This is a genomic window from Pandoraea faecigallinarum (assembly GCF_001029105.3).
GTDB lineage: Bacteria > Pseudomonadota > Gammaproteobacteria > Burkholderiales > Burkholderiaceae > Pandoraea > Pandoraea faecigallinarum.
Map to the genome: position 1 here is coordinate 1,123,356 of NZ_CP011807.3, position 21,210 is coordinate 1,144,565.

Here is a 21,210-nt window from a genome sequence, read left to right on the forward strand (position 1 = left end):
ATGAGCAGATTCTTCGGCGAGATTCGCCAGGTGGCCTACCTGGTGCCCGATATCGAGGCGGCGATGACCTACTGGTCGAGCGTGCTCGGCGTGGGGCCGTGGTACTACAACCCCAAGGTGCCGATTCGCAATTACATGTATCGCGGCAAGGCGTTCGAGCCGCACAATTCCGTGGCGTTGGCCAACGCCGGCGGCTTGCAGATCGAGTTGCTCCAGATTCGCAACGACGTGCCGTCGATGTATCGGGATTTTCTCGAAGCGGGCCGCTCCGGTGCGCAACACGTTGCCTACTGGACGGAAGACTTCGAAACGGATCTCGCCCGCGCACGTGCAGCCGGTTTCGAAGTCTGCATGAGCGGAGAAGTCGGCGAGAACGGCCGCTTCGTCTATTTCGAGGATCGCAACGCCGAGCCGGGATGTCATCCCGGCACTACCGTCGAGCTCTCGGAAGTCGCCGGCCCGAAAGGACGGCTGTTCACGCTGATTCGCGAGGCTGCCGCCAACTGGGACGGCACCGATCCCATTCGTCCTTTCCCGGATCTGTCGAAGCTATGACCGCGACCCTTCGCGCAACCTATCTGATCGAGACACCGCTCGACCCGCGCAAGGTGGCGGAGGTCATGGCGGGCGAACAGTCCTGCGGCACCTTCACGCGCGTCGAAGGCGAGACGGACGCCTTGCGCGAGCGCGCGCGCGCCGTGGTGGAAGCTGTCGATGCGCTCGAAGACGTCGCGCAGCCTGGCCTGCCGAACGCGTTTCTCGAGCGAACCGGCATCAGCGGCACTGGCGGCACTGGCGGCACCGGCGGCATCTGGCACCGTGCACGTGTGCGCATCGCGTTCCCCTGCGGGAACATCGGCATCAATCTGCCCACGCTTGCCGCCACGCTCGCGGGAAATCTCTACGATCTCGGCGAAGTGACGGGGATGCGGCTGGAGCGCATTGCCTTGCCGTGGGCTTACCGCAATCATTTCGAATTGCCGCGCTACGGCATTGCCGGTACGCGCCGCGCCACCGGCGTGCCGGTGGGGGCGCTGGTCGGCACGATTCTCAAGCCGAACGTTGGCATGAGCGCCGAGGACACGGCTGCGCTGGTCGCACGGTTGTGCGCTGCCGGTGTCGACTTCATCAAGGATGACGAAGTCTGCGCCAACCCGGTCCACGCCCCGCTTGCGCAGCGGGTGCCCGCGGTGATGGCGGCCGTGCGCTCCCACCGCGAGCGCACCGGCAAGCAGGTGATGGTGGCATTCAATATCACCGACGAGACGGATGCCATGCGGGGTCATGCCGATCTCGTTGAGCGCGAAGGCGGCAACTGTGTGATGGTGAGCCTGAACTGGTGCGGGTTCTCCGCCGTGCAGACACTGCGCCGTCACACCGGACTGGCGATCCACGCCCATCGAAACGGCTATGGCGCGATGTCGCGCGCGCCGTTGCTCGGCATCGGCTTTCAGGCCTATCAGACGCTCTGGCGACTCGCCGGTGTCGACCATATGCATGTGCACGGATTGCAGGGAAAGTTCGCGCAACCCGACGCTGAAGTGATCGAGTCGGCGCACGACTGTTACACCGCGCTGGCCAGCGATGCGCCGGCCAGCGCGCCGGACGATCTGGTGATGCCTGCGTTTTCGTCCGGCCAGTGGGCCGGCACGGTACCTGCGACATGGGAGGCGGTGGGCCGCGACGATCTGCTTTTCATGGCCGGCGGCGGCATTCTGGCGCATCCGGACGGGCCCGCGGCCGGCGTGCAGAGCCTGCGCGACGCGTGGCAGGCCGTTCGCGAAGGCGAGTCGCTGGCGTTAGCTGCATTGCATGCCCCGGCGCTTGCCGCCGCCCTCCGGTTCTTTGGCCGTTGACCGGGGCCTCGCGATGGCTGTCCACACACAGACCGGGATGACCGGCATGGCCGACGTGGCTGACGTGGGCGGCCGTCCACGCCTGCTGTATTACGGCGACGATTTCACGGGGGCGACCGATACGCTCGCGACGGCTGCGCGGGCGGGTCTGCGAAGCATCCTGTTGTTCGCGCCGCCGGACGATGCGCGTCTCGATTCGCTGGGAGCGCTCGATTGTCTTGGCATCGCGGGGGTGTCGCGCTCCCTCGCGCCCGCGGCGATGCGCGACGAACTGCGGCCGATTGCCGATCTGGCGCGCCGTCTGAAACCAGCGGTGCTGCATTACAAGACATGCTCGACGTTCGACAGCGCGCCGGACGTGGGCAGCATCGGCGAGGCGGTGCGCACCCTCGCGCCGTCCATGCCCGGTGCGTGGACGGCCATTGTTGGCGGGCAACCGAATCTTGGTCGGTATTGTCTGTTCGGCAATCTGTTCGCTGCGGCGGGGCCGGGGGCCGAAGTGCATCGCATCGACCGGCATCCGACGATGAGCCGTCATCCGGTCACGCCCATGCACGAAGCGGACCTGCGGCGGCATCTGGCGGCGCAAGGCATGACCGGCATCGCGTCGATGCCGTGGACCAGCTACGCGAATCCGTCGGCCACGCCGGCATCGGATGCGCCGTCTCGCGTCGCCCGCTTGATGACGCAATTAGACGCCTTGCTCACTGCCGGCGCCGCTTATGTGCTTTGGGATGTCGCCACCCAGTCCAATCTTCCGGCAATCGGCGCGGCGCTCTGGGCGCATGCCGGACGCACGCCGCTGCTGGCGGTAGGGCCGAGCAGCGTGACGCAGGCGCTGTCGAGCGCGATGGTGCAGCGCCCCGCGTCGCCGCCAGCGCGGATTGCGCCGGCGAACGGCCCGGTGCTGGCGCTCGCAGGCAGTCTGTCTCCGGTCACGGCAAAGCAGGTGAGCGCGGCGCGGTCATTCGAGGTCGTGCGTCTCGATCCGGCGCGACTCATCGAAGCAGATGGGCGCTACTGCGCGTCTGTTGCCGGGACGCTGGGACAACATTTACGCGCCGGGCGGCATACGCTGGCGTGTACGGTGCCCGCGGCCGGTCGTGGTGCGGCGCAAGCGCCGGTGTCCTCGCTGGCATTGGCGCAGGCCGGCGGACGACTGCTGCGACAGGTGTTACGGGACACGCCGGTGTCGCGCGCCGCCATTGCCGGGGGAGACACGTCGAGCCACGGCGTGCGGGCGCTCGACGCATGGGGACTATCCTATGCCGGCACGCTGTCGGCGGGCGCGCCGCTTTGCCGTCTTCACAGCGATCACACCCCGCTCGACGGCATGGAGATCCTGCTCAAGGGCGGGCAGATGGGCGACGAGGATCTGTTCGAGCGGCTGGTGCACGGCACCTGAGAGCCACGCGCCGATTCTCGGATTTCCAGATGCTCAGCGCCTGAACGTCCGTGCCGTCTCTTCGGCGGCCACGCGCAACTCCGGCTCGAATGCGAGCAGATCGTCGAGCGTGAGTCGCCCGATCGGCGCTTGCACGGCGATCGCGGCGCACGCGCGGTTGCGATTGAGCATGACCGGCACGGCAATCGCGATCAGTCCCTGCAAATGTTCCTGATTGTTGATGCCCATCTTGCGACGGCGCGTCTGTCGCAGTTCGGTGCGCAATTCGTCGCGGTCCGTGAAGGTTCGATCGGAAAAGCGCCGCAGCGGTAGCGTGTCGATGAGATGTTCGCGACGCTCCCTGGGCAGAAAACTCAGCAGCAGCTTGCCGCTCGCGGAGCAGTGCAGCGGCACGTGCGAGCCGGGTTGCAAATGCATGCGCAGCGGCCATTCGGTCTCTACCCGGTCCACATAGATCACGTCGTTGCCCGAGAGCATAGTGAGGTTGCACGTCTCGCCGATGCTGGCGACGAGTTGTTCCAGCAACCCGTGACGGGCCGCCGCCGGGCCGGTCTGCATCAGAACGTTGACGGCGAGCGCCCGCACACGCGGCGAGCATTCGTAGCGGCGGTCGTCGTCGCTGCGTGTGATGAGCCACGCGTGTCTGAGTTGGGTCAGTATGCGGTGCACCGTCTGCTTGGGCAGACCCAGTGCGTTCACCAGATCCATCATCGACAGCGGGCCGCCTGCATCGGCCAGCGTTTCGAGCACACGAAACGCACGCACTGCGGCGGCGTTCGACTGATTCGATGCTGCCATGTCGCCTCCTGAGATTTCCCCGCGCTCTCGCCCGTTGTCTCGTTTGGCCGCCGGCGTCTTCAGCGGCGTGCATTTTTGCTATCCCGCGCGGCGATACGTTGCGGTTGACCGGCGTTGTGTCGTTATTGGGATTTTGCATCGGTTTCATCGATTTTGCGGACTTTCCGAGTCCCGAATATCGCGGCACCCTTTACACCCTGGCGCGGTGTCCGGGTTGAGCGGGAATTTGAGACCGGCGGCGCACCTGCGGTTGACTAGATTGGTTACGCGAACCCAATCGAAAAAACCTCAGGAGGCGTCTCATGAATTCACGGGCTCCCGGAGCGGTCCTGTCGCCGTCGAACCGCGGTACGTCGCCATGCGGCGTGCGAGCCGATGCGTCGGATGTCGACACGCAAGTCGGGCAACTGATCGCCCGAGCGCGCGTGGCGCAGCGCGACTTCGCCGCAGCCGGGCAGGGCGCGCTGGATACGGCGGCAAGTGCGGCGGCGTGGGCGATCATGGAGCCGTCGCGCAACCGCCGGCTGGCGGAACTCGCCGTGCGCGATACCGGCCTCGGCAACGTCGACGACAAGATTCAGAAGAACTTCCGCAAGACGCTCGGCCTGTTGCGCGACCTGCATGGCCGCAAGACCACCGGTGTGATTGCCGAAGTGGCGGGCAGGGGCATCGTGGAGATCGCGCGCCCGGTCGGCGTGGTGGCTGCCGTTACCCCGTCGACCAACCCGGCGGCCACGCCGGCGAACAAGATCGTCAATGCGCTCAAGTGCGGTAATGCGGTCATCGTCGCGCCCTCGCCCAAGGGGTATGGCGCGTGCGCGTTACTGCTGCGATTCGTTCACGCGGAACTGGCCAGGGCCGGACTGTCTCCGGATCTCGTGCAGATGCTGCCCGCGCCGATCGGCAAGGCGGCGACGGCGGCATTGATGCGTCAGGCCGACCTCATCGTGGCGACCGGATCGCAGGCGAACGTGCGCATGGCCTACACGAGCGGGACACCGGCGTTCGGCGTGGGGGCGGGCAATGTCGCGTCGATTGTGACGGGCAGCGCGGATCTGGACGACGCTGCGGCGAAGATCGCACGCTCGAAGACCTTCGATAACGCGACGAGTTGTTCGTCGGAGAACAGCGTGGTGATCGAGAGCGGCGTTTACGACGCGATGCTCGGCGCGCTGCATCGCGCCGGCGGCGTGTTGCTCGATGCCCGTCAGGCGCGTGCGCTGGCCAACGTCATGTGGGTGGGCGGCAAGCTCTCGGGGGAGTGCACCGCCAAGCCGGCACAACGGATCGCGCAGCTCGCGGGTCTGGACGACGTAGCGCAGCGGCGTCCCGCATTCCTGATGGTCGAGGAGTCGGGCACCGGCGCGGACTATCCGTTCTCCGGTGAAAAGCTCTCGCCCGTGCTGACCGTCTATCGCGCCCGGGATTTCGACGATGCGATGTCGCTCGTCGCGCGCATCTACGCGTACATGGGGGCGGGACATTCGGTCGGACTGCATGGCGCGGACAGGGCACAGGCGGTACGGCTGGGCGAGACATTGCCGGTCGCTCGCGTGATCGTGAATCAGGCGCATTGCTTCGCTACTGGCGGCAACTTCGACAACGGACTGCCGTTCTCCCTCTCGATGGGCTGCGGCACGTGGGGGAAGAACAACTTCACCGACAACCTTGGCTTTCGCCAGTATCTCAACGTGACGCGCGTGGCGTATCCCATTGCCGCCGACGTGCCCGACGCCGATGCATTGCTCGCCGACTACTTCGGGAGGTTCGGACGATGAACGCGCCCATGAATCCCGCTTCCGTTGCGAGCGCCGCAGCTCAAGAATCGCTTGCCACCGGCGCCGACGTCGGTACGTTGCGCGATCTGATCGAGCGGCAGGCCGAGACACTGGGCGAGCGCCCGTACCTGCTGGCGCTCGGCGAAGACGAGGCGCATGCCGTCGCCCTGACCTTTCACACCTTGCGCGAGGACTGCCGCGAACTGGCGCGGCGTTTCGCCGATGCCGGTCTGCGCCCGGGCGACATCGTGTCCGTGTGCATGGGCAACGGGGCGCAGTCGGCGCGCGTGATTCTCGCCGCGATGTACAGCGGTCTGATCGTCAATCCCATCAATCTGCTCTGTCAGCCGGCGCAGATGCGCTACATCGTCGAGCACTCCGATACGCGGCTCATCGTCGTATCCGAGGCAATGTTGCCCACCGTCACGCAAGCACTCGAAACCGCGCGGGAACAGGGCATGACGCGACCGGTCGCGATCGCGTGCACGTCGCCGGACGCGACCGCGGCGCCCGAAATTCCGCCCATACCGTCCGTACCGCCCATGACGTCCATGACCACCATGTCGCCGGCGCCGCAGCCGATGGCGGACGTCGCCCTGCTCATGTACACATCGGGCACGACCGGCGTGCCCAAGGGCGTGCTGCTCACTCATCGCAATCTGCTCGCCAATGCGGCATTCATCAGCGCGGAGCACCGGTTGACCAAAGATGACCGCGTGCTGGCGTCGTTGCCGCTGTATCACATCAACGGCCTGGTCGTGACGCTGCTCGCCCCGCTGTTCCATGGCGGATCGGTGGTCATGCCGCCCCGGTTCTCGGCCCGTACGTTCTGGCGCGATGTCGCGGCGACGCGGTGCTCGTGGATCAATGTCGTGCCGACCATTGTCGCCTACCTGCTCGAAGGCGGCGTGCCAGACCGTGCCGCGCTGACCGGTCTGCGCTTTTGCCGCAGCGCATCGGCGGCGCTGCCGGCCGATCACCATCGGGCGTTCGAGGCGCGCTTCGGCGTGGGCATCATCGAGACGATGGGCATGACGGAGACCGCCGCGCCCGTCTTCAGCAATCCGTTCGACCCATCGAAGCGGCGCATCGGCAGCATTGGCGTGCCGTCGGGCGGGCAAGCCCGCGTGATACGCCGGGACGGATCGCAAGCCGGTCCCGGCGAGACAGGCGAACTGGTGTTGCGCGGCGCGCAGGTCATGCGCGGCTACTACAAGCGGCCGGACGACACCGCCGACGCGTTCACCGCCGATGGCTGGCTGCGCACCGGCGACCTGGGCTATTGCGACAGCGAGGGGTACTTCTACATTACCGGCCGCGCCAAGGAACTCATCATCAAAGGCGGCGAGAACATTGCGCCGCGCGAAATCGACGAGGCGTTGCTGCGACATCCGGACGTGCTCGAAGCGGCAGCCGTCGGTGTCCCGGACCCGGCCTACGGGCAGGAGATCGTGGCGTTCGTGGTGCTGCGCACCACACAGGCACAGGGAGACGGCACGCGCGAGTGTGCCGATGAGCGGGTGTTGCGCGATCACTGTCTGCAAACGCTGGGGCGCTACAAGACACCGAAGGAATTCCGCTTCGTCACCGAGTTGCCACGCGGACCGTCGGGCAAGGTGCAACGACTGGACCTCCTGCAACGGTAGCGGCTCGGGGGGGGGGGCTGCCGTCCCCCCTCGTGCCGGGCGTTCCTCCGTTGCCGGCCGGCAGGACACGATCGCGTGCGCACGACGTGTGCGACGTCAATACATAGGAGACAGCATGGACAAGCGCATCGGTCGCGTGAAAACGCGCCACATCATTCTTGCGGTCATGTGCCTGATGTACTTCATCTCGTACATCGATCGCGTCAATATTGCCGTTGCCGGCCCGTTCATCCGGCAGGAGATGGGGCTGACAACGGTGCAACTCGGTCTGGTGTTCTCGGCCTTCGCCTACCCGTATGCCGCGATGCAGATCTTCGGCGGATGGCTTGCCGACCGGTTCGGCCCGAAGCTCGTGCTGACCGTGCTCTCGCTGATCTGGGGCGCTGCCACGCTGGCCACGGGCTTCGCCGGGAGCGTTGCGGTGCTGGTGGCCATGCGCTTCCTGCTCGGCGTGGGCGAGGGCGGTGCGTTCCCGACGGCCACGCGCGCCTTCACGTACTGGATGCCCGTTGGCGAGCGCGGTTTCGCGCAAGGCATAACCCACAGCTTCGCCCGTCTGGGCGGGGCGATCACGCCGCCCGTGGTGCTTGCCATCGTCGTCGCCTTCGGCTGGCGGGAGGCGTTCATCGTGCTGGGTGTCGTGAGTCTCGCGTGGACCGTGCTGTACGCGCGGGTGTACACGAACACGCCCGAACAGCACCGTCGTGTGACACCCGAGGAGGTTGCAGAGATCGGCTACCGGTCCGGTGATTGCGAACGCGCCAGGTGTGCCGCGACGCCATGGCGCAAACTCATTCGACGCATGTGGCTCGTGACGTTCGTCGACTTCTGCTACGGCTGGCTGCTCTGGGTCTACCTCACCTGGATGCCCTCGTACCTGCGCGAATCGCAGGGCTTCGATCTGAAGCAACTGGCGTTGTTTACGGCATTGCCGTTGCTCGCCGGCGTGCTCGGCGATACGTTGGGCGGGGTCGTCTCGGACAAGCTCTACAAGGTGACGGGAAGGCTGCGTTTCGCGCGCGTGTCCGTGTTGGTGGCGGGCATGGGCGGATCGCTCGCCTTCCTGCTGCCCATGACGATGGTGTCCGATCCGATGGTCGCGGTGCTGCTGCTCTCGTCGTCGTTCTTCTTCCTCGAGATCACCAATCCGGTGCTGTGGACGCTGCCGCTCGATATCGCGGGTAAATATGCCGGCACGGCGGGCGGAATGATGAACACGGGGTTCGGTCTGGCGGGGATGATCTCGCCCGTGGCGTTCGGCTATCTCATCGAGACAAGCGGCAGCTATAACGTGCCGTTCGCCATCTCGGCGGCGTTGCTGGGGGCGGGCGTCGTCGCGGCCTTGTTCATCGACACGAGCAAAACCGTCGACAGGGATGAGGAACGCGAGGCAGCACTGAGTTCGGGCGAGCGCGCCGCAATGGCGGCGGCCGCCGCGCCGGCGTGGATGACGACGGGCCTGCAACGGCACCCGCTGCGGCGGCCGTTGCGCTGGCGTCGATGACGCCACGCTGGCCGCTCAACGAAAAAAAGGGCGCACCGGCCGGCGTAGGGCGGTGCGCCCCTCGCGCAAGGCGCGACGCGAGAGCAATATCAGCCGGCGCTGCCGCGCTTGCCGCCAAGGTGCGATGCCAGCATGAGCAACGTGCCGCTCACCGCCATCGACACCACACCCATCGCCATCCCCTGACCGATCGAACCCTGTTCGAACTGACGCCACACGAAGATCGATACGGTCTGCACGCCGCTCGGCGCGAGCAGGAGCGACGTGACCAGTTCGCGCGAGGCAATGGCGAACACAATCATCAGCGACGCGCCGAGCGCGGGCATGACGAGCGGCAACGTAATGCGCCGCAGCACGACCCCCGTCGGTGCGCCGTGTACGCGTGCGGCCGCTTCGAGGGAGGCCGCCACCTGGCGCAGCGCGGCGCTGGTGTAGCGCACCGGGTACGGCAGCAGCAGGCAACTGTACGACAGCAGCAGGATGCCCCACGTGTCGTAGGGCGTTACCGGCCAGAACGGCAGGTTCCACGCGAGGATCAGACCCACGCCGACGACAATGCCGGGCAGGGCATGCGGCAACAGGGAGAGGCCGTCGATCAGCACGCGGGCGCGCATCGTCGATTTCACGACACACCAGGCGCACAGAAAGCCCAGCACGCCTGTCGCGAGCGACGTGCCCAGCGCCAGCGACAGACTTGTCACCAGCGCCTGCAGCCCTTCGGCGCCCTGACCGAGCAACGCGGTGAAATGCGCCGTCGTCAGATTGGCGAGGGTCAGCCCGCCCGAGAGCGTGCCGGAGAACGCCGTTGCCAGAATCGAAAGCAGCGGTGCGAGCGTTGCGACGAGCGTCACGAGCCCGAAGCCGATCACGGCGGGCGCTTTCCAGCGTCCGAGGTCGCGTGGTGGCGAGGCGATGGGTTTGCCCGTCTGGGTCTCGAAGTCCTTGCCCGCGGCGAGACGGTGCTGCAATACGAACGCAAACAGCGCAAGCGCGGCCAGTACGACCGACAGTATCGACGCACCGGGAAGATCGATCGGCCAATCGGCAAAGCGGCCTTCGATGGAAGTCACCAGCACCGAAAACCCGGCGCGTGCGCCGAGCGCGGCCGGCGCGCCGAACTCTTCGATCGCCATCGTGAACGCCAGCAGCAGACTGGCCGCGAACGCGGGCAGCGCGAGCGGCAGCGTTACCCGTGCGAATGCACGCCACGCGGTAGCGCCATGCACGCGGGCAACGTCCGCCAGTCGCGAACCGGTGGTGGTGAGTGCACGGGACACGGCGAAGTAGACGACCGGAAAGATGTTGAGCGTCATCACGAAGACGAGGCCGGGCAACGAGAACAGGAACCGTCCGGCGTCCAGCCCTGTGAGTTGCTGGGCGTAGCCGCCCGTTTGCAACAACAGCATCCAGCCCAGCGCCGCGAGGTACGGCGGCACGAGAAACGGCAGCAGGAAGCACAGGTCCCAGAACCGCGCGCCCGGTACGTGAAACAGGCCGCGCACCGCGCCGAGCGCACCGCCGACCAGTGCCGTGCCGAGCGCCACCGACACGCCCAGGCGCAGCGTGTTGGCGACGAGCGGTAGCGTGTCGCCATGCGACAGCGTGGACCGGACGGCGGAGAATGGGGCGGTGAACGATCCCCGCGCGAGATGGGGAAAGACGGCCTGCAACAGGACGAACGCGACCGGCAACGCCACCACGATGGCGAGCGCTGCAACGGTCGCCACGGGCAGTAGGCGGAGCGATTTCACCGTCAGTGCTGGCCGTTGAGTTTGGAAAAACGTGCCAGGACTTCGGCGCGCGAAGCGCTCGACGATTGCGCGTCGCCCTGCGGCAGCAGACGCAGATCCTTGAACGACGCGCGCTTGATGGCGATGTCTTCGCGTGCCGGAATCAGCCATGCTTCGGCAACCATCTGCTGGCCTTCTTCCGAGAGCACGTAGTCGATGAAGCGACGCGCTTCGTTCTGCTGCTTCGACGTGTTGAGAATCATCATCGGACGCGGCGCGATGACCGTGCCGCTCGCCGGGAAGATGACCTTCACGGCTTCGCCCTGTGCGGCGGCAGCGTAGGCCACGTAATCGACCGCACCGAACACGGCAGCCTTCGCCCCTTGCAGTACCGGGTTGAGCGCTTGCGCGTTCGGGCCGGAGACGACCATGCCGTTGTGCTTCAGATCGTCGAAGAGCTTCCACGCTTCGCCGCCCAGACGTGCTTGCAGCCCGAGCAGCAGATCGGCCGAGGCGCCCGAGAGGGCCGGATCGGGCATCGTCACGAGATTGCGATAGGCGGGTTTGGTCAGATCTCGCCAGTCCTGCGGCTCCGGCGTGCCCGATCTGGCGTTCCAGACGATGCCGAGCGCCGAGAGGCCTTGTGCGACGTAGTGGCTCGTTTTGAACGGCGCCGGCACGCGCGAGGCGTTGGCGCTCTGGAACGGGGCGAGCCAACCGCGCTTTTCGAGATCCTGCGCAGTGTCCCATGACGCCGAGATGAGGACGTCGGCACGCGGGTTGGCCTGTTCGGCTTCGATGCGCGCCATGACCTTGCCGGTCGTGGCCTGAAAGACATCGACTTTGATACCGGTCTTCTTCTCGAAACCCGCAGCGAGTTTCTTGCTGAGGTTGCCGGGGCCGGCGGTATAGACGGTCAGCGCATGCGCATGTTGCGCGCCGACACTAGCAGCAAAGGCCATGGTGAGTGTCGCGATAATTTTGCGGTGGAGCATTATGGGCTACCTCGTAATACGTTTGTCAACGCGCCCGTGGGCGAGGATCACGATCTGGTCGGCCAGGGTCTCGGCTTCTTCGCGGTCATGCGTGACATAGACGGCGGTCGTGCCAAGGCGCGCGAGCAGCGCGCCGATGTCGGCGCACAGACGCGTGCGCAGATCGCGGTCGAGGTTGGAGAGCGGTTCGTCGAAGAGCAGCAGCCGTGGGGCCGACACGATGGCGCGCGCGAGCGCTACGCGTTGTTGCTGACCGCCGGAGAGCGCTTGCGGGCGTCTCGCGCCCAGACCGGTGAGTCCCACGAGCGACAGGGCGTCTTCGACACGTTCGGCGCGCTCGGCCCGTTTCACGCCGCGCATTTCCAGCGGGAACGCCACGTTGGCGGCCACGCTCATGTGCGGCCACAGGGCATAGTCCTGAAAGACCATGCCCAGCGAGCGGCGCTCCGGAGCGTGGCACACGCAAGCGCTGGCGACCACAGTGTCGTCGAAACGGATTTCGCCCCCGGTCGGGGCGAGCAGGCCGGCGAGCAGCTTGAGCAAGGTGCTCTTGCCGCACCCTGAGGGGCCGAGCAGCGCAGTCGTGGTGCCGGCCGGGACATCGATGTCGATGCCGTCGAGCACGCGCGCCGCGCCGAACGTCTGGTGCAGCGCGCGCAGCGACACGCACACGCCACCGCGCGACGGCGTGGCGCCGCCTTGCGAAGTGCGAGTGTCGCTCGTCATCAGAAGGTGTGCTTGATGCCGGCCATGGTGCCGAACTGGTTCTTGCCGGCGACCACGTTGGTGCCGAAACCGTTCAGACCAAGGTCGGAGCCGTTGCGGTTCACGACATAGCCCAAATTGACGTAGACGTCGGTACGCTTAGAGAAGCTGTAGTCGGCACTGATCTGGAACGACAGCGGATCGCGGTTCGTGCCGTAGAAGTCCTGATACATGGCGGTGGCCGACAGATCGAGGGCGGGCAGTGCGTGCCACGTCGAGCCGATCCAGTAATAGCTCGAAGCTTCGACCGGACTCTTGTTGAGCGCCGAGAGGTGGATGGCCTTGGCGTTCAGGTAGCGGTAGCCGGCATACAGATCGACGCTTTGCAGCGAGTATTGCACCGCGGCGGCGATGCGGCGGTCCATGTTGCCTTCGTAGCCGCCGACCTTCGAGGTCATGGCGGCGTTCGGCAGGGTCGAGCCGCCGTTCTTCTGGTCGTAGGCGATGACGAACGACAGCGGCCCGCTGGCGTAGCGGATACCGGCGTCGACGACCTGCGCCCGGCGGTTGTCGCCCGGCGTGGTGCTCGCGGCACCGAAGCTCACGTCGTCATACCCCTTGGAGTACTGGATCATGCCTTCGAAGGCGCCCAGTCTGGCGGTGTAACGGAAGCTGTTGTCGAGCCGGTCGGAGAATGCCGTGTCCTGCATCTTGATCGCGTAGACGGCGTTGTTGAGCGGGTTGAACTTGCTCACCCAGTCCAGGAATACGCCGCCCTGACGGCCGATGCTCAAGGCGCCGATGGACGGGTTCGACACACCGACGTAGGCCAGACGCCCGAACTCACGGCTACCCTGTAGCGATTGGCCGTTACCGAGATTGAAGCCGTTTTCGAGCAGGAAGAAGGCCTTGTTGCCGCCGCCGAGGTCTTCGGTGCCCTTGATACCCCAGCGCGAACCGGCGAGATTGCCCGAAGTGACGCGCGTGAGGTTGACGGTATTGCCGGCGGCGTTCGTGTCGGCGTTGGTGAGGAATTCGACACCCGAGTCGATCAGCCCGTAGAGCTGAACGTTCGACTGGGCAAGCGCGGGCGTGGGCAGACTGCTGGCGAATGCCAGACAGCACCCGGCCGCCGCAATGCGGAGGTTGGGTTTCATGACAAGGTCCTCTTTGGGATTAAATTGAGCGGCCAATGTAAGCGGTCAACATGTCGCGAACATGACAATGCGTCGTTATCCGAAAGAGGCGGGAAAGCGCCGTACGTCCGTGAGACAGGACGTACGGCGCGAGCATCACGGCGGCAAACCGCTCGCCTATGACGCCGAGCCCGTCTGAGCCGCGGGAGCGGCCGGCAACGTGATCGTGAACCTGGCTCCGCCGAGCGGCGAGGTGTCGACGCCGACGCGGCCACCGTGGAGCAGGGCGATGCGGCGTACGATGGCGAGGCCCAGACCGAAGCCGCCGGTCGCGCGGTTGCGGCTGCTGTCGAGCCGGTGGAACGGCTCGAAAATGCGGGTGCGCTCCGGTGCCGGCACCCCCTCGCCGTCGTCGTCGACGTAGATCACGATCTCGCCGTTATTGCCGTTATTGCTGCCACCGCCATTGTCGCCGGGCTTCGCGCCGCAAACGATGCGTCGCGTGGCATGGCGCATCGCATTATTGAGCAGGTTCTGTACCGCGCGCGCCAGCAGCTTCGGCTCCACCTCCACGCGATCCGCTCCAGGCTCGGTGGCGATGTCGAGCGCGATGGCGCGCGTGGCCAGCACCTCCGTGCAGTTCGCCGCCAGACTGTCGAACATCAGGCGCAACGAGACCGCCTGGCGCGTGGGCGGCGCCGTGATCTGATCCAGACGGGCCAGCGACAACAGTTCGGTCACCAGGTCGTCCAGTTCGCGGATATCGCCCTTGAGCGCGTTGATCCGGTCGTGCGCATCGGGATCGTGACGGCGCTGCTGCAAGATCTCCAACCCGAAATCCAACCGCGCGATCGGCGTTCGCAACTCGTGCGACACGGCATTGATCATGTCCTTCTGCGCCTTGATGGAGCGCTCGATCCGGTCGGCCATCGTGTTGAACACGCGCACCAGCGCCGTCAGATTCGAGAAACTCGACACCTTCGCGCGCGAACTGAAATCGCCCTCGCCGAAGCGGATGGCCGCGCGATTGAGCGACTTCAGGTCGGACCAGTACCAACGCACCCACGTGAGCACCGCGATGAGCATCAGTAGCGCGACCACCGCATAGGCAAGGTAGTTGATCTGCTTCATGCTCAGGTCGGTGCCGTTCTCGGAAGTCAGCACCCATTGGGAGTCGCGCAGGCGCATGGCGTAGTGTTCGCCATCCGTGCCGTTGACGATCGGCAAGCCGGCTTCGAGATCCTTGCGCAGGTACTCGCGCACGACCGGGAAATTCTCGAGCGGCTCGATTCCGATCTTGTCCTGCGTCCTGGCGGCGAACTCGGCGACGAACTTCGGCCATTCGGATTGCGGGATGTCGCCCAGCTTTTCGTTGATGAGCCACGCGTAGCCGCCGAGTTGCGTCTGCGCCGAGCGATTCATCGTGTCGAAAAACAGATGCCCGAACGTGTAGGTGATGATCAGAATCGAAGCGACGACCGAAACGCCTACCAGCGCATACAGCTTCAGGAGCACACGAAACATGGGTCAACTCTCCCAGGCCGACGGGCTGAACAGATAGCCACGGCCCCAAACGGTCTTGATCCGCTGCGGCTCTCCGTCCGTGTCCTCGAACCGCTTGCGCAACCGGTAAATGCCTACATCCACGGTGCGATCGATGCCGTCGAATTCGATGCCGCGCAATTGCTGAAGGATTTCATCGCGCGTGACGACGCGTCCCGCGCCGCGCGCCAGAATCAGCAGCAAACTGAATTCGTTGGACTTGAGTTCGATGGGCGCGCCGCGCCAGAACACCATGCGGTCGCGCGGCACGATGCGCAACTGGCCGAACGCCAGTGCGTCGCCGCTCTCGACTTCCACCTCGGCCATCGGCATGGCGCGGCGCAGGAGCGCGCGCAGACGAGCGAGCAGCAGGCGTGGCTCGACCGGCTTGACGACGTAATCGTCCGCCCCGACCTCCAGTCCCGCGACCTGATCGTAGGTGTCCTCACGGGCGGTGAGAATCAGAATCGGCGTGGCGCTGAGTGCACGCAACTGGCGGCAGATTTCCATGCCGTCCATGCCCGGAAGCATCAGATCGAGGACCACGATGTCCGGGGAAAACGCACGAAAGCGTTCCAACGCGCGCGCCCCGTCGCTCACTACCGTCACTTCGAAGCGGTAGGCGTGCAGATATTCGGTAACGAGCGCGGCCAGACGCGCATCGTCCTCGACCAGCAAGACACGGTACATGGCCGTCTTTCCTTTTGCGTTGTGCTGTGCCGCACACCACCGGCGGCACTCCCGTGATGCGCATTCTACTTCCCCGAAGCCCCGTCGGGCGGGCGTTTCAAACCTGCGAACAAATGAAAACATTTGTTCACAACTCTCCTAAATCGCGTAACAGCCATCGGCGGCCTTCTTACCTACCATGCGATCACCCTGCGATCGCTGTGCGGTTCGCACTTCCGTCTCACGACAGTTATTCACCGGAACTTGTAGGAGTCCCATGAAAAGCCGCTATTCCCGCCCGGTCAGCACCGCGCGCCTTCTTCGCACCGAGCGAAGCCTTCGCGGGCGTCGTCCGATGCAACGCATCGCGATGGCCGGGGCGGCCGGATTGCTGTTCGTCGGCGCCGCTTCGCAAGTCCATGCCGCCGAGCCGGCGCGTTACAGCGGCATTCAGCAGGATCAGAGCCTGCCCACGAACGCGACGGATGGCGGCTACGAGTTCACCATCGGCGGCGGTATCGGTTATTCGCCGCGCTACATGGGAAGCGACGAATACCGCGCAACGCCTGCGCTGAACCTTGCCCTGCAAACTCCCATCGGGGTGTTCGTCGGACTGGGCGGCATTGGTTACCGCCTGTCGTTGCCCGCGGGCTTCTTCCTGTCGGCCGCGCTGTCGTACGACGGGGGCCGCAAGGACCGCGCGAAGGGGCTCGATTCGGGCTCGGACAAGCTGCGTGGCATGGGCGACATCAAGGGTTCCGTCTTCACCACGCTGCAAGCCGGCTATGCCATCGGCGATGTGGCGGTCGTGAGCGTGGCCACCGACATTCCCTTGACCAACCGGGATCGCGGCAATGTCTATCGATTCGCCGTGGACGGCGTTATCTACAAGTCCGCCGCGGATTCGGTCGGCATCGGCGCGACGGCGCACTTCGCGAGCGGCAAATACGCCCAGACCTATTTCGGCGTGAGCGCCAATCAGAGCCTGAATTCTGGCTACCGGCAGTACGCCCCCGGCGGTGGCCTGTACGGCGTAAGCCTGACGGCGAACTGGACGCACAAGTTCACCAAGCACTGGAGCACCACGGTTGCGGGTGGCGTCATGCGCTATACCGGCAATGCCTCCAGGAGTCCCATCGTTTTCAACAAGACCAACTATCAGGCGGCCGCGACGCTCGACTACACGTTCTGAGCCTGTCGCAGTTCCGTTCCCCAGCGTTGCGAGGCAAAAGCCATGCGAATTCTCGTCACCGGCGGTACCGGTTTTGTGGGCGGCGCCGTTGTCGCCCAACTTCTCAAGGACGGGTTCGGACCGTCGTTGTTGCTGCTCGTGCGTGCGCGCACCAGCGGTGACGGTCTGGCCCGGGTGTGCGCCGCAATGGACCGCTTTCGCGTGGCGCCGGTGCATCGCCTCACGCTCACCGAAGCGAACATCGTGTGCGGCGATCTTGCGCAGCCGGTGACGTTCGAGGACGACCCGCGCATGCGCCGCGTCACGCACGTGATTCACGCAGGTGCGATCGCGAGTTTCTCTGCGCACCCGCAACTCGATGCCGTCAACGTGAGCGGCACGCTGGCATTGGCGCGCGCGGTTGCCGCATCACCGGTGCTGGAGCGCTTCGTGCACGTGGGCACGGCAATGGCCTGCGGCGACTCCCTGTCCGGGCTCGTGCCGGAGTCGCATGAACTTGCGCTCGCCGACCATCAGGTGGTGGCATACACGGCGTCGAAGGCCGAGGCCGAGCGCCGGCTGCGACGCGAGTGGCCCGGTCTGCCGCTGGTGATTGCGCGCCCGTCTATCGTGGTGGGGCATACGCGTCTGGGGTGCGAGCCGTCGGGCAGTATCTTCTGGATGTTCCGGATGGTCCAGCTCCTGGGTGCATTCACTTGCAGCCTCGACGATCGGCTCGACGTTGTACCGGTCGATTTCTGTGCCGATGCGCTCATCGACCTCGCCTTTCTGCCGCGCTTGCGTCACGACCTGTACCACGTCTCGGCAGGCGAGGGCAGCGCGCGCACGATTCGCGAGATCGAGGCGGCACTCGCCCGCGCGCGTGGCGTGGCGCCGCTCGGCGAGCGCTTCCGGCATATCGGCGAGGCGGACATCGACCGTCTGACGCCCGCATTGGCGCGTGAGCTGGGGCGTGGCAACAGTCGACTGATGGCGAAGGCGTTGCGTCGCTACGGGGCGTTCGCGGCGCTCGATTACATCTTCGATAACCGGCGTTTGCTGGGCGAAGGCACGCCGCCGCCACCGCCCGTTACCGACTATCTGGGCGTGTGCGTGCGCACGTCCGAATCCACGTCGGTTGCCGAACAGATGGCATGGGATTTCAAGTGAGACCGTAGGAGACCGGTCCGACGCGCCGGTCCGGTTCGCGGTGCGACGAGTGCCGTGCGGCGTACGATGGGGTCGTCGTCACGTGTCACCGTATCGCGGCCGGATCGGCGGCGTCTTTCGCGAAGCATTGCGCGAGAAAGCGCTCGGTGGGGCGCGATAGCGCATCGGCGTGCGGCACGAGCGCGGTGAGCAGACGCTTGAGACCGTGCGGCGGGTCGATTCGTACCGTGGCGAGCGCGGCGTCTTCATGACGCATCGACATTGCCGAGACGAAGCCCACCCCCATTCCGGCGCGCACCGCCTCCTTGATACTCTCGACCCCCGCGAGTTCGAGCGCTATGCGCGGTTCGAGCCCCGACACCGAGAATGCGCGCGCCACCAACGCCCGCACCCCGGAGCCCGGCTCGCGCATGATGAGCGGATACGCGGCGATGGCCTGCAACGATGCCCCGTCGGGCTGCCGAGCGAGTGGATGATCGGCGCGGGCGATGGCGACGATCTCGTCGTCGCGCCACGGTCGCACGGCGATCTCAGGCGACAGGCCCGGCGGCACCGCGCCTTCGATGAACGCCACGTCCAGCCGGTCGAGCTGCGCCACGATCTCGCTCGTGTTGCCGTCGATGATGTGCAGCGCCACGGCCGGGTAGCGTTGATGAAATTCCGCAATAACGTACGGCAGGAGATAGCTCGCCGGCGTCGTACTGGCCCCGATGCGCAAGGCACCCGTTTCCAGTCCGCGCAGGCTATCGCGCAGGGCAAGCGCCTGACGGTAATCCTGACGTAGCTTGTTGGCGTACACGGCAACCTGTTCGCCCACGGCGGTCAGACGGATGCCACGGCCGTCGCGACGATACAGCGGCTCGCCGAACGATTCCTGTAACAGGCGCAACTGGCCCGACACGGCGGGCTGCGACAGATGCAGCGCCTGCGCCGCGTGGCTGATGTTGCCCAGTTCGGCCACTGTCGCGAACGTGAGCAATTGGTCCGGTGTCATATCGTCAAATCCATCGGCAATGGTGATGATTGGTTCTCATCATAGCCATTATTCGGATGATTAACTTGACGGCAGGCACTTCAGGCCGTCGGCTCACCGGCTGCGAAGCAGCAGCGCGATACCGGCGCCAAGCACCACCAGATTCACGGCGTTGACGAACTGCCGGCGCGAGAGCCGCAGCGTGATGTGCTTGCCGAGCCACATCCCGGCGATCATCGCGGGCAGGAGCGAGGCGGCCGTCGCCAGCATCGACACGTCGGCATAGACGCCGGCGAACAGAAACAGTCCGGCGCGGGCCAGCGTGCTGAAGCCGATCAGCGTCGCCTGCGTCACGCGCATGGCTTCGACTCGCTCCAGGCGGCTCGTCAGATAGATGGCGAAGACGAAGCCGCCGCTGCCGAACATCGCCCCGAACATGCCGCCGGCAACACCGAACGGAACGGCCCAGCCCTGAGCCAGACGCGATTTCGCGCGTGGTCCCATCAGCGAAAACACGGCATAGCCGCAAACGAACCACGCGAGGGCGCGCAGCAGGATCTCGGGTCGCATGTGCAGCAGCAACGCGCCGCCCGCGATGCTTCCCGCCAGAATGGCAGGCAGCAGGCGACGGAGTTCGCTCGTGTCGGCCGCCCGGGCATTGCGCACGACATTGCCGGACGCGGCGCCGAAGTCCAGCAGCGCGAGCATCGGCACGATCTGCGCGACGGGCATCGCATAGGCGAGGATCGGGCTGGCGACGAGCGCAGTGCCGAAGCCTGCGACGCCGAAGATCACATACGCGACGACGAGCGCGGCGCTCATCAGAAGCCAGTGACCCGGTGACGGAAGCGCGGCGCACAGTGCGTCGAACGAGGTGATGGGCAGTATGGGCAGCATGGTGACGGACGAGGGATTCGATGCGGGTGCGGCCGTAGCTGGCACGCGGTTTTTCCGTCAGCATAGGGCCGCGTGCAGGCGAGGCGCCAATATAGAATGTGGCGATGTTCGATCTCGAAATGGCATGGTCATGGTGTCGCTGCGGCAGTTGCGTTATTTCCTGGAAGTGGTCGACGCGGGCGGATTCAGCGCGGCGGCCGAGCGTTTGTTCATTGCGCAGTCGGCGTTGAGCCGCCAAATCTCCGAGCTTGAACGCGAGTTGCAGGCCGTGCTGCTCGAACGCTCGTCGAAAGGCGTGACGCTCACCCCCGCCGGGCGCACGTTCGTCGACGAGGCGCGACGCGTGCTCACCACGTTGGAGGGCTCCGTCGCGCTCACGCGCAGCGTGGCGCGCGGCGAGCAGGGTACCGTGCGGCTGGCGCACTCCAGTTCGGTACCATTTGCCGGCGCGCTGCCCTCGGCGCTGTTTGCGCATCTGCAAGCGAATCCCGGCGTGAGCGTCGACATCTCGACGCTGTCGTCGGAACAGCAGCAGGACGAAATCGAGGCGGGGCGTATCGACGTGGGATTGGTGCGGCTGCCGGTGCTGCGCCCCGCGCCGTCGCTCCTTTGCGAGACGATTGCGCAGGAGCGCCTGCTCTTGCTCGTGCCCGCCGGACATGCGCTTGCGAGCCGCACATCGGTGAGCGTGGCGGCGCTGGCGCCGGTGCCGTTCGTGTCGCTGCCGCACCGCGAGCGTGGCGGACTGAGTTATCGCGTCGCACAACTGTGCCAGCAGCACGGCTTTTTCCCGCGCGCGGCGGTCGCGACCTCGCGCAAGACCACACTCGTCAACCTTGTCGCCGCGGGATTCGGTGTGGCGATCGTGCCGGAAAGTCTGGCGGCGCTGGCGGGGCCGAACGTGCGCCGTGTCGTGCTCGACGACGCGAATGCCGACAGCGAAATTGCGTTGCTGCGCCGCCGCGACGCCAGCGCGCTCGCGGTTTCGCTGAGCGAGGCCATGCGCCGGGCGACGGACATGGCGCGACCGACCATGTCGCAGTAAGTCCCGCGTAAGCCGTGCGTGAGAGTGTGGCTGCACAACGATCGGAAAGTGGCCTCGGCGCGAGGCATCGAAGCGGGCGCCAAAGCCGGGAAAACGGAGCGGAAACACGCGAGGAAACCCTCAAGTCCGCCGTTTTTTCTCCCGTTATACTTTTCGGCACAGGCTGAAGACAGCCAACGTGTGGCGCAGA

18 protein-coding genes are annotated in these 21,210 nt (G+C 65.9%); 9 read left to right on the forward strand and 9 right to left on the reverse strand.

Annotated elements, in window-relative coordinates:
• Genes AB870_RS05070 through AB870_RS05080 form a run of 3 tightly spaced genes read left to right on the forward strand, consistent with a single transcriptional unit; the run spans position 1 to position 3,261 of the window.
• Entirely contained in the window at positions 1–555 is a 555-nt protein-coding gene (locus AB870_RS05070; RefSeq protein ID WP_047907181.1) for a VOC family protein, read from the forward strand.
• Entirely contained in the window at positions 552–1,856 is a 1,305-nt protein-coding gene (locus tag AB870_RS05075) for a ribulose-bisphosphate carboxylase large subunit family protein (protein ID WP_047907182.1), read from the forward strand. Before AB870_RS05070 ends, AB870_RS05075 begins: the two co-directional genes overlap by 4 nt.
• Before the next feature lie 46 nt (positions 1,857–1,902).
• A complete protein-coding gene (locus tag AB870_RS05080; protein ID WP_047908818.1) occupies positions 1,903–3,261 on the forward strand; it encodes a four-carbon acid sugar kinase family protein in 1,359 nt (452 codons plus the stop codon).
• Between the two features lie 33 nt (positions 3,262–3,294).
• Here AB870_RS05080 and AB870_RS05085 read toward each other — a convergent pair whose 3' ends face one another.
• Positions 3,295–4,059, reverse strand: coding sequence for an IclR family transcriptional regulator (locus tag AB870_RS05085; RefSeq protein ID WP_047907183.1), 765 nt, complete (start codon positions 4,057–4,059; stop codon positions 3,295–3,297).
• 302 nt (positions 4,060–4,361) lie between these two features.
• Here AB870_RS05085 and sauS point away from each other — a divergent pair, with 302 nt between their 5' ends.
• The 3 genes from sauS (at position 4,362) to AB870_RS05100 (ending at position 8,987) form a co-directional block, all read left to right on the forward strand.
• Positions 4,362–5,837 carry an acylating sulfoacetaldehyde dehydrogenase gene (sauS, locus tag AB870_RS05090; RefSeq protein ID WP_047907184.1) on the forward strand — a complete coding sequence of 492 codons (1,476 nt, stop codon included), beginning with the start codon at positions 4,362–4,364 and terminating at the stop codon, positions 5,835–5,837.
• 8 nt (positions 5,838–5,845) lie between these two features.
• Entirely contained in the window at positions 5,846–7,483 is a 1,638-nt protein-coding gene (locus AB870_RS05095) for an AMP-binding protein (RefSeq protein WP_237170056.1), read from the forward strand.
• A 115-nt stretch (positions 7,484–7,598) separates the two neighbouring features.
• Positions 7,599–8,987, forward strand: a complete 1,389-nt coding sequence (locus AB870_RS05100; protein ID WP_047907185.1) for an MFS transporter — start codon at positions 7,599–7,601, stop codon at positions 8,985–8,987.
• A gap of 89 nt (positions 8,988–9,076) precedes the next feature.
• Here the strand turns inward: AB870_RS05100 and AB870_RS05105 are convergent, their stop codons facing one another.
• From AB870_RS05105 to AB870_RS05130, 6 genes are all read right to left on the reverse strand, one after another.
• Positions 9,077–10,738 (reverse strand): ABC transporter permease, encoded by a 1,662-nt coding sequence (locus AB870_RS05105; protein WP_047907186.1) that lies wholly within the window; start codon positions 10,736–10,738, stop codon positions 9,077–9,079.
• A 2-nt stretch (positions 10,739–10,740) separates the two neighbouring features.
• The gene (locus AB870_RS05110; RefSeq protein ID WP_237170057.1) at positions 10,741–11,679 is read right to left on the reverse strand and encodes an ABC transporter substrate-binding protein; all 939 of its coding nucleotides are present in this window, start codon (positions 11,677–11,679) and stop codon (positions 10,741–10,743) included.
• 39 nt (positions 11,680–11,718) lie between these two features.
• A complete protein-coding gene (locus tag AB870_RS05115; protein ID WP_047907188.1) occupies positions 11,719–12,438 on the reverse strand; it encodes an ABC transporter ATP-binding protein in 720 nt (239 codons plus the stop codon).
• The gene (locus AB870_RS05120; RefSeq protein ID WP_047907189.1) at positions 12,438–13,574 is read right to left on the reverse strand and encodes a porin; all 1,137 of its coding nucleotides are present in this window, start codon (positions 13,572–13,574) and stop codon (positions 12,438–12,440) included. The genes AB870_RS05115 and AB870_RS05120 overlap by 1 nt, the downstream gene beginning before the upstream one ends.
• Before the next feature lie 156 nt (positions 13,575–13,730).
• Positions 13,731–15,077 (reverse strand): ATP-binding protein, encoded by a 1,347-nt coding sequence (locus tag AB870_RS05125; protein WP_047907190.1) that lies wholly within the window; start codon positions 15,075–15,077, stop codon positions 13,731–13,733.
• A gap of 3 nt (positions 15,078–15,080) precedes the next feature.
• Positions 15,081–15,785: a response regulator gene (locus AB870_RS05130; RefSeq protein ID WP_047907191.1), complete on the reverse strand. Its 705-nt coding sequence runs from the start codon at positions 15,783–15,785 to the stop codon at positions 15,081–15,083.
• 334 nt (positions 15,786–16,119) lie between these two features.
• Between AB870_RS05130 and AB870_RS05135 the strand changes: the two genes are divergently transcribed.
• Together AB870_RS05135 and AB870_RS05140 are read left to right on the forward strand one after the other, a co-directional pair.
• Positions 16,120–16,956 (forward strand): MipA/OmpV family protein, encoded by an 837-nt coding sequence (locus tag AB870_RS05135; protein WP_053059573.1) that lies wholly within the window; start codon positions 16,120–16,122, stop codon positions 16,954–16,956.
• Between the two features lie 42 nt (positions 16,957–16,998).
• Positions 16,999–18,105 carry an SDR family oxidoreductase gene (locus AB870_RS05140; RefSeq protein WP_047907192.1) on the forward strand — a complete coding sequence of 369 codons (1,107 nt, stop codon included), beginning with the start codon at positions 16,999–17,001 and terminating at the stop codon, positions 18,103–18,105.
• A gap of 85 nt (positions 18,106–18,190) precedes the next feature.
• On the opposite strand, the gene AB870_RS05145 is transcribed toward AB870_RS05140, so the two are convergent.
• Positions 18,191–19,099, reverse strand: coding sequence for a LysR family transcriptional regulator (locus AB870_RS05145; RefSeq protein ID WP_047907193.1), 909 nt, complete (start codon positions 19,097–19,099; stop codon positions 18,191–18,193).
• Between the two features lie 93 nt (positions 19,100–19,192).
• Positions 19,193–20,020: a sulfite exporter TauE/SafE family protein gene (locus AB870_RS05150; protein ID WP_237170058.1), complete on the reverse strand. Its 828-nt coding sequence runs from the start codon at positions 20,018–20,020 to the stop codon at positions 19,193–19,195.
• Between the two features lie 79 nt (positions 20,021–20,099).
• Between AB870_RS05150 and AB870_RS05155 the strand changes: the two genes are divergently transcribed.
• Positions 20,100–21,020 carry a LysR family transcriptional regulator gene (locus tag AB870_RS05155; protein ID WP_197683856.1) on the forward strand — a complete coding sequence of 307 codons (921 nt, stop codon included), beginning with the start codon at positions 20,100–20,102 and terminating at the stop codon, positions 21,018–21,020.
• Positions 21,021–21,210: the final 190 nt, after the last annotated feature.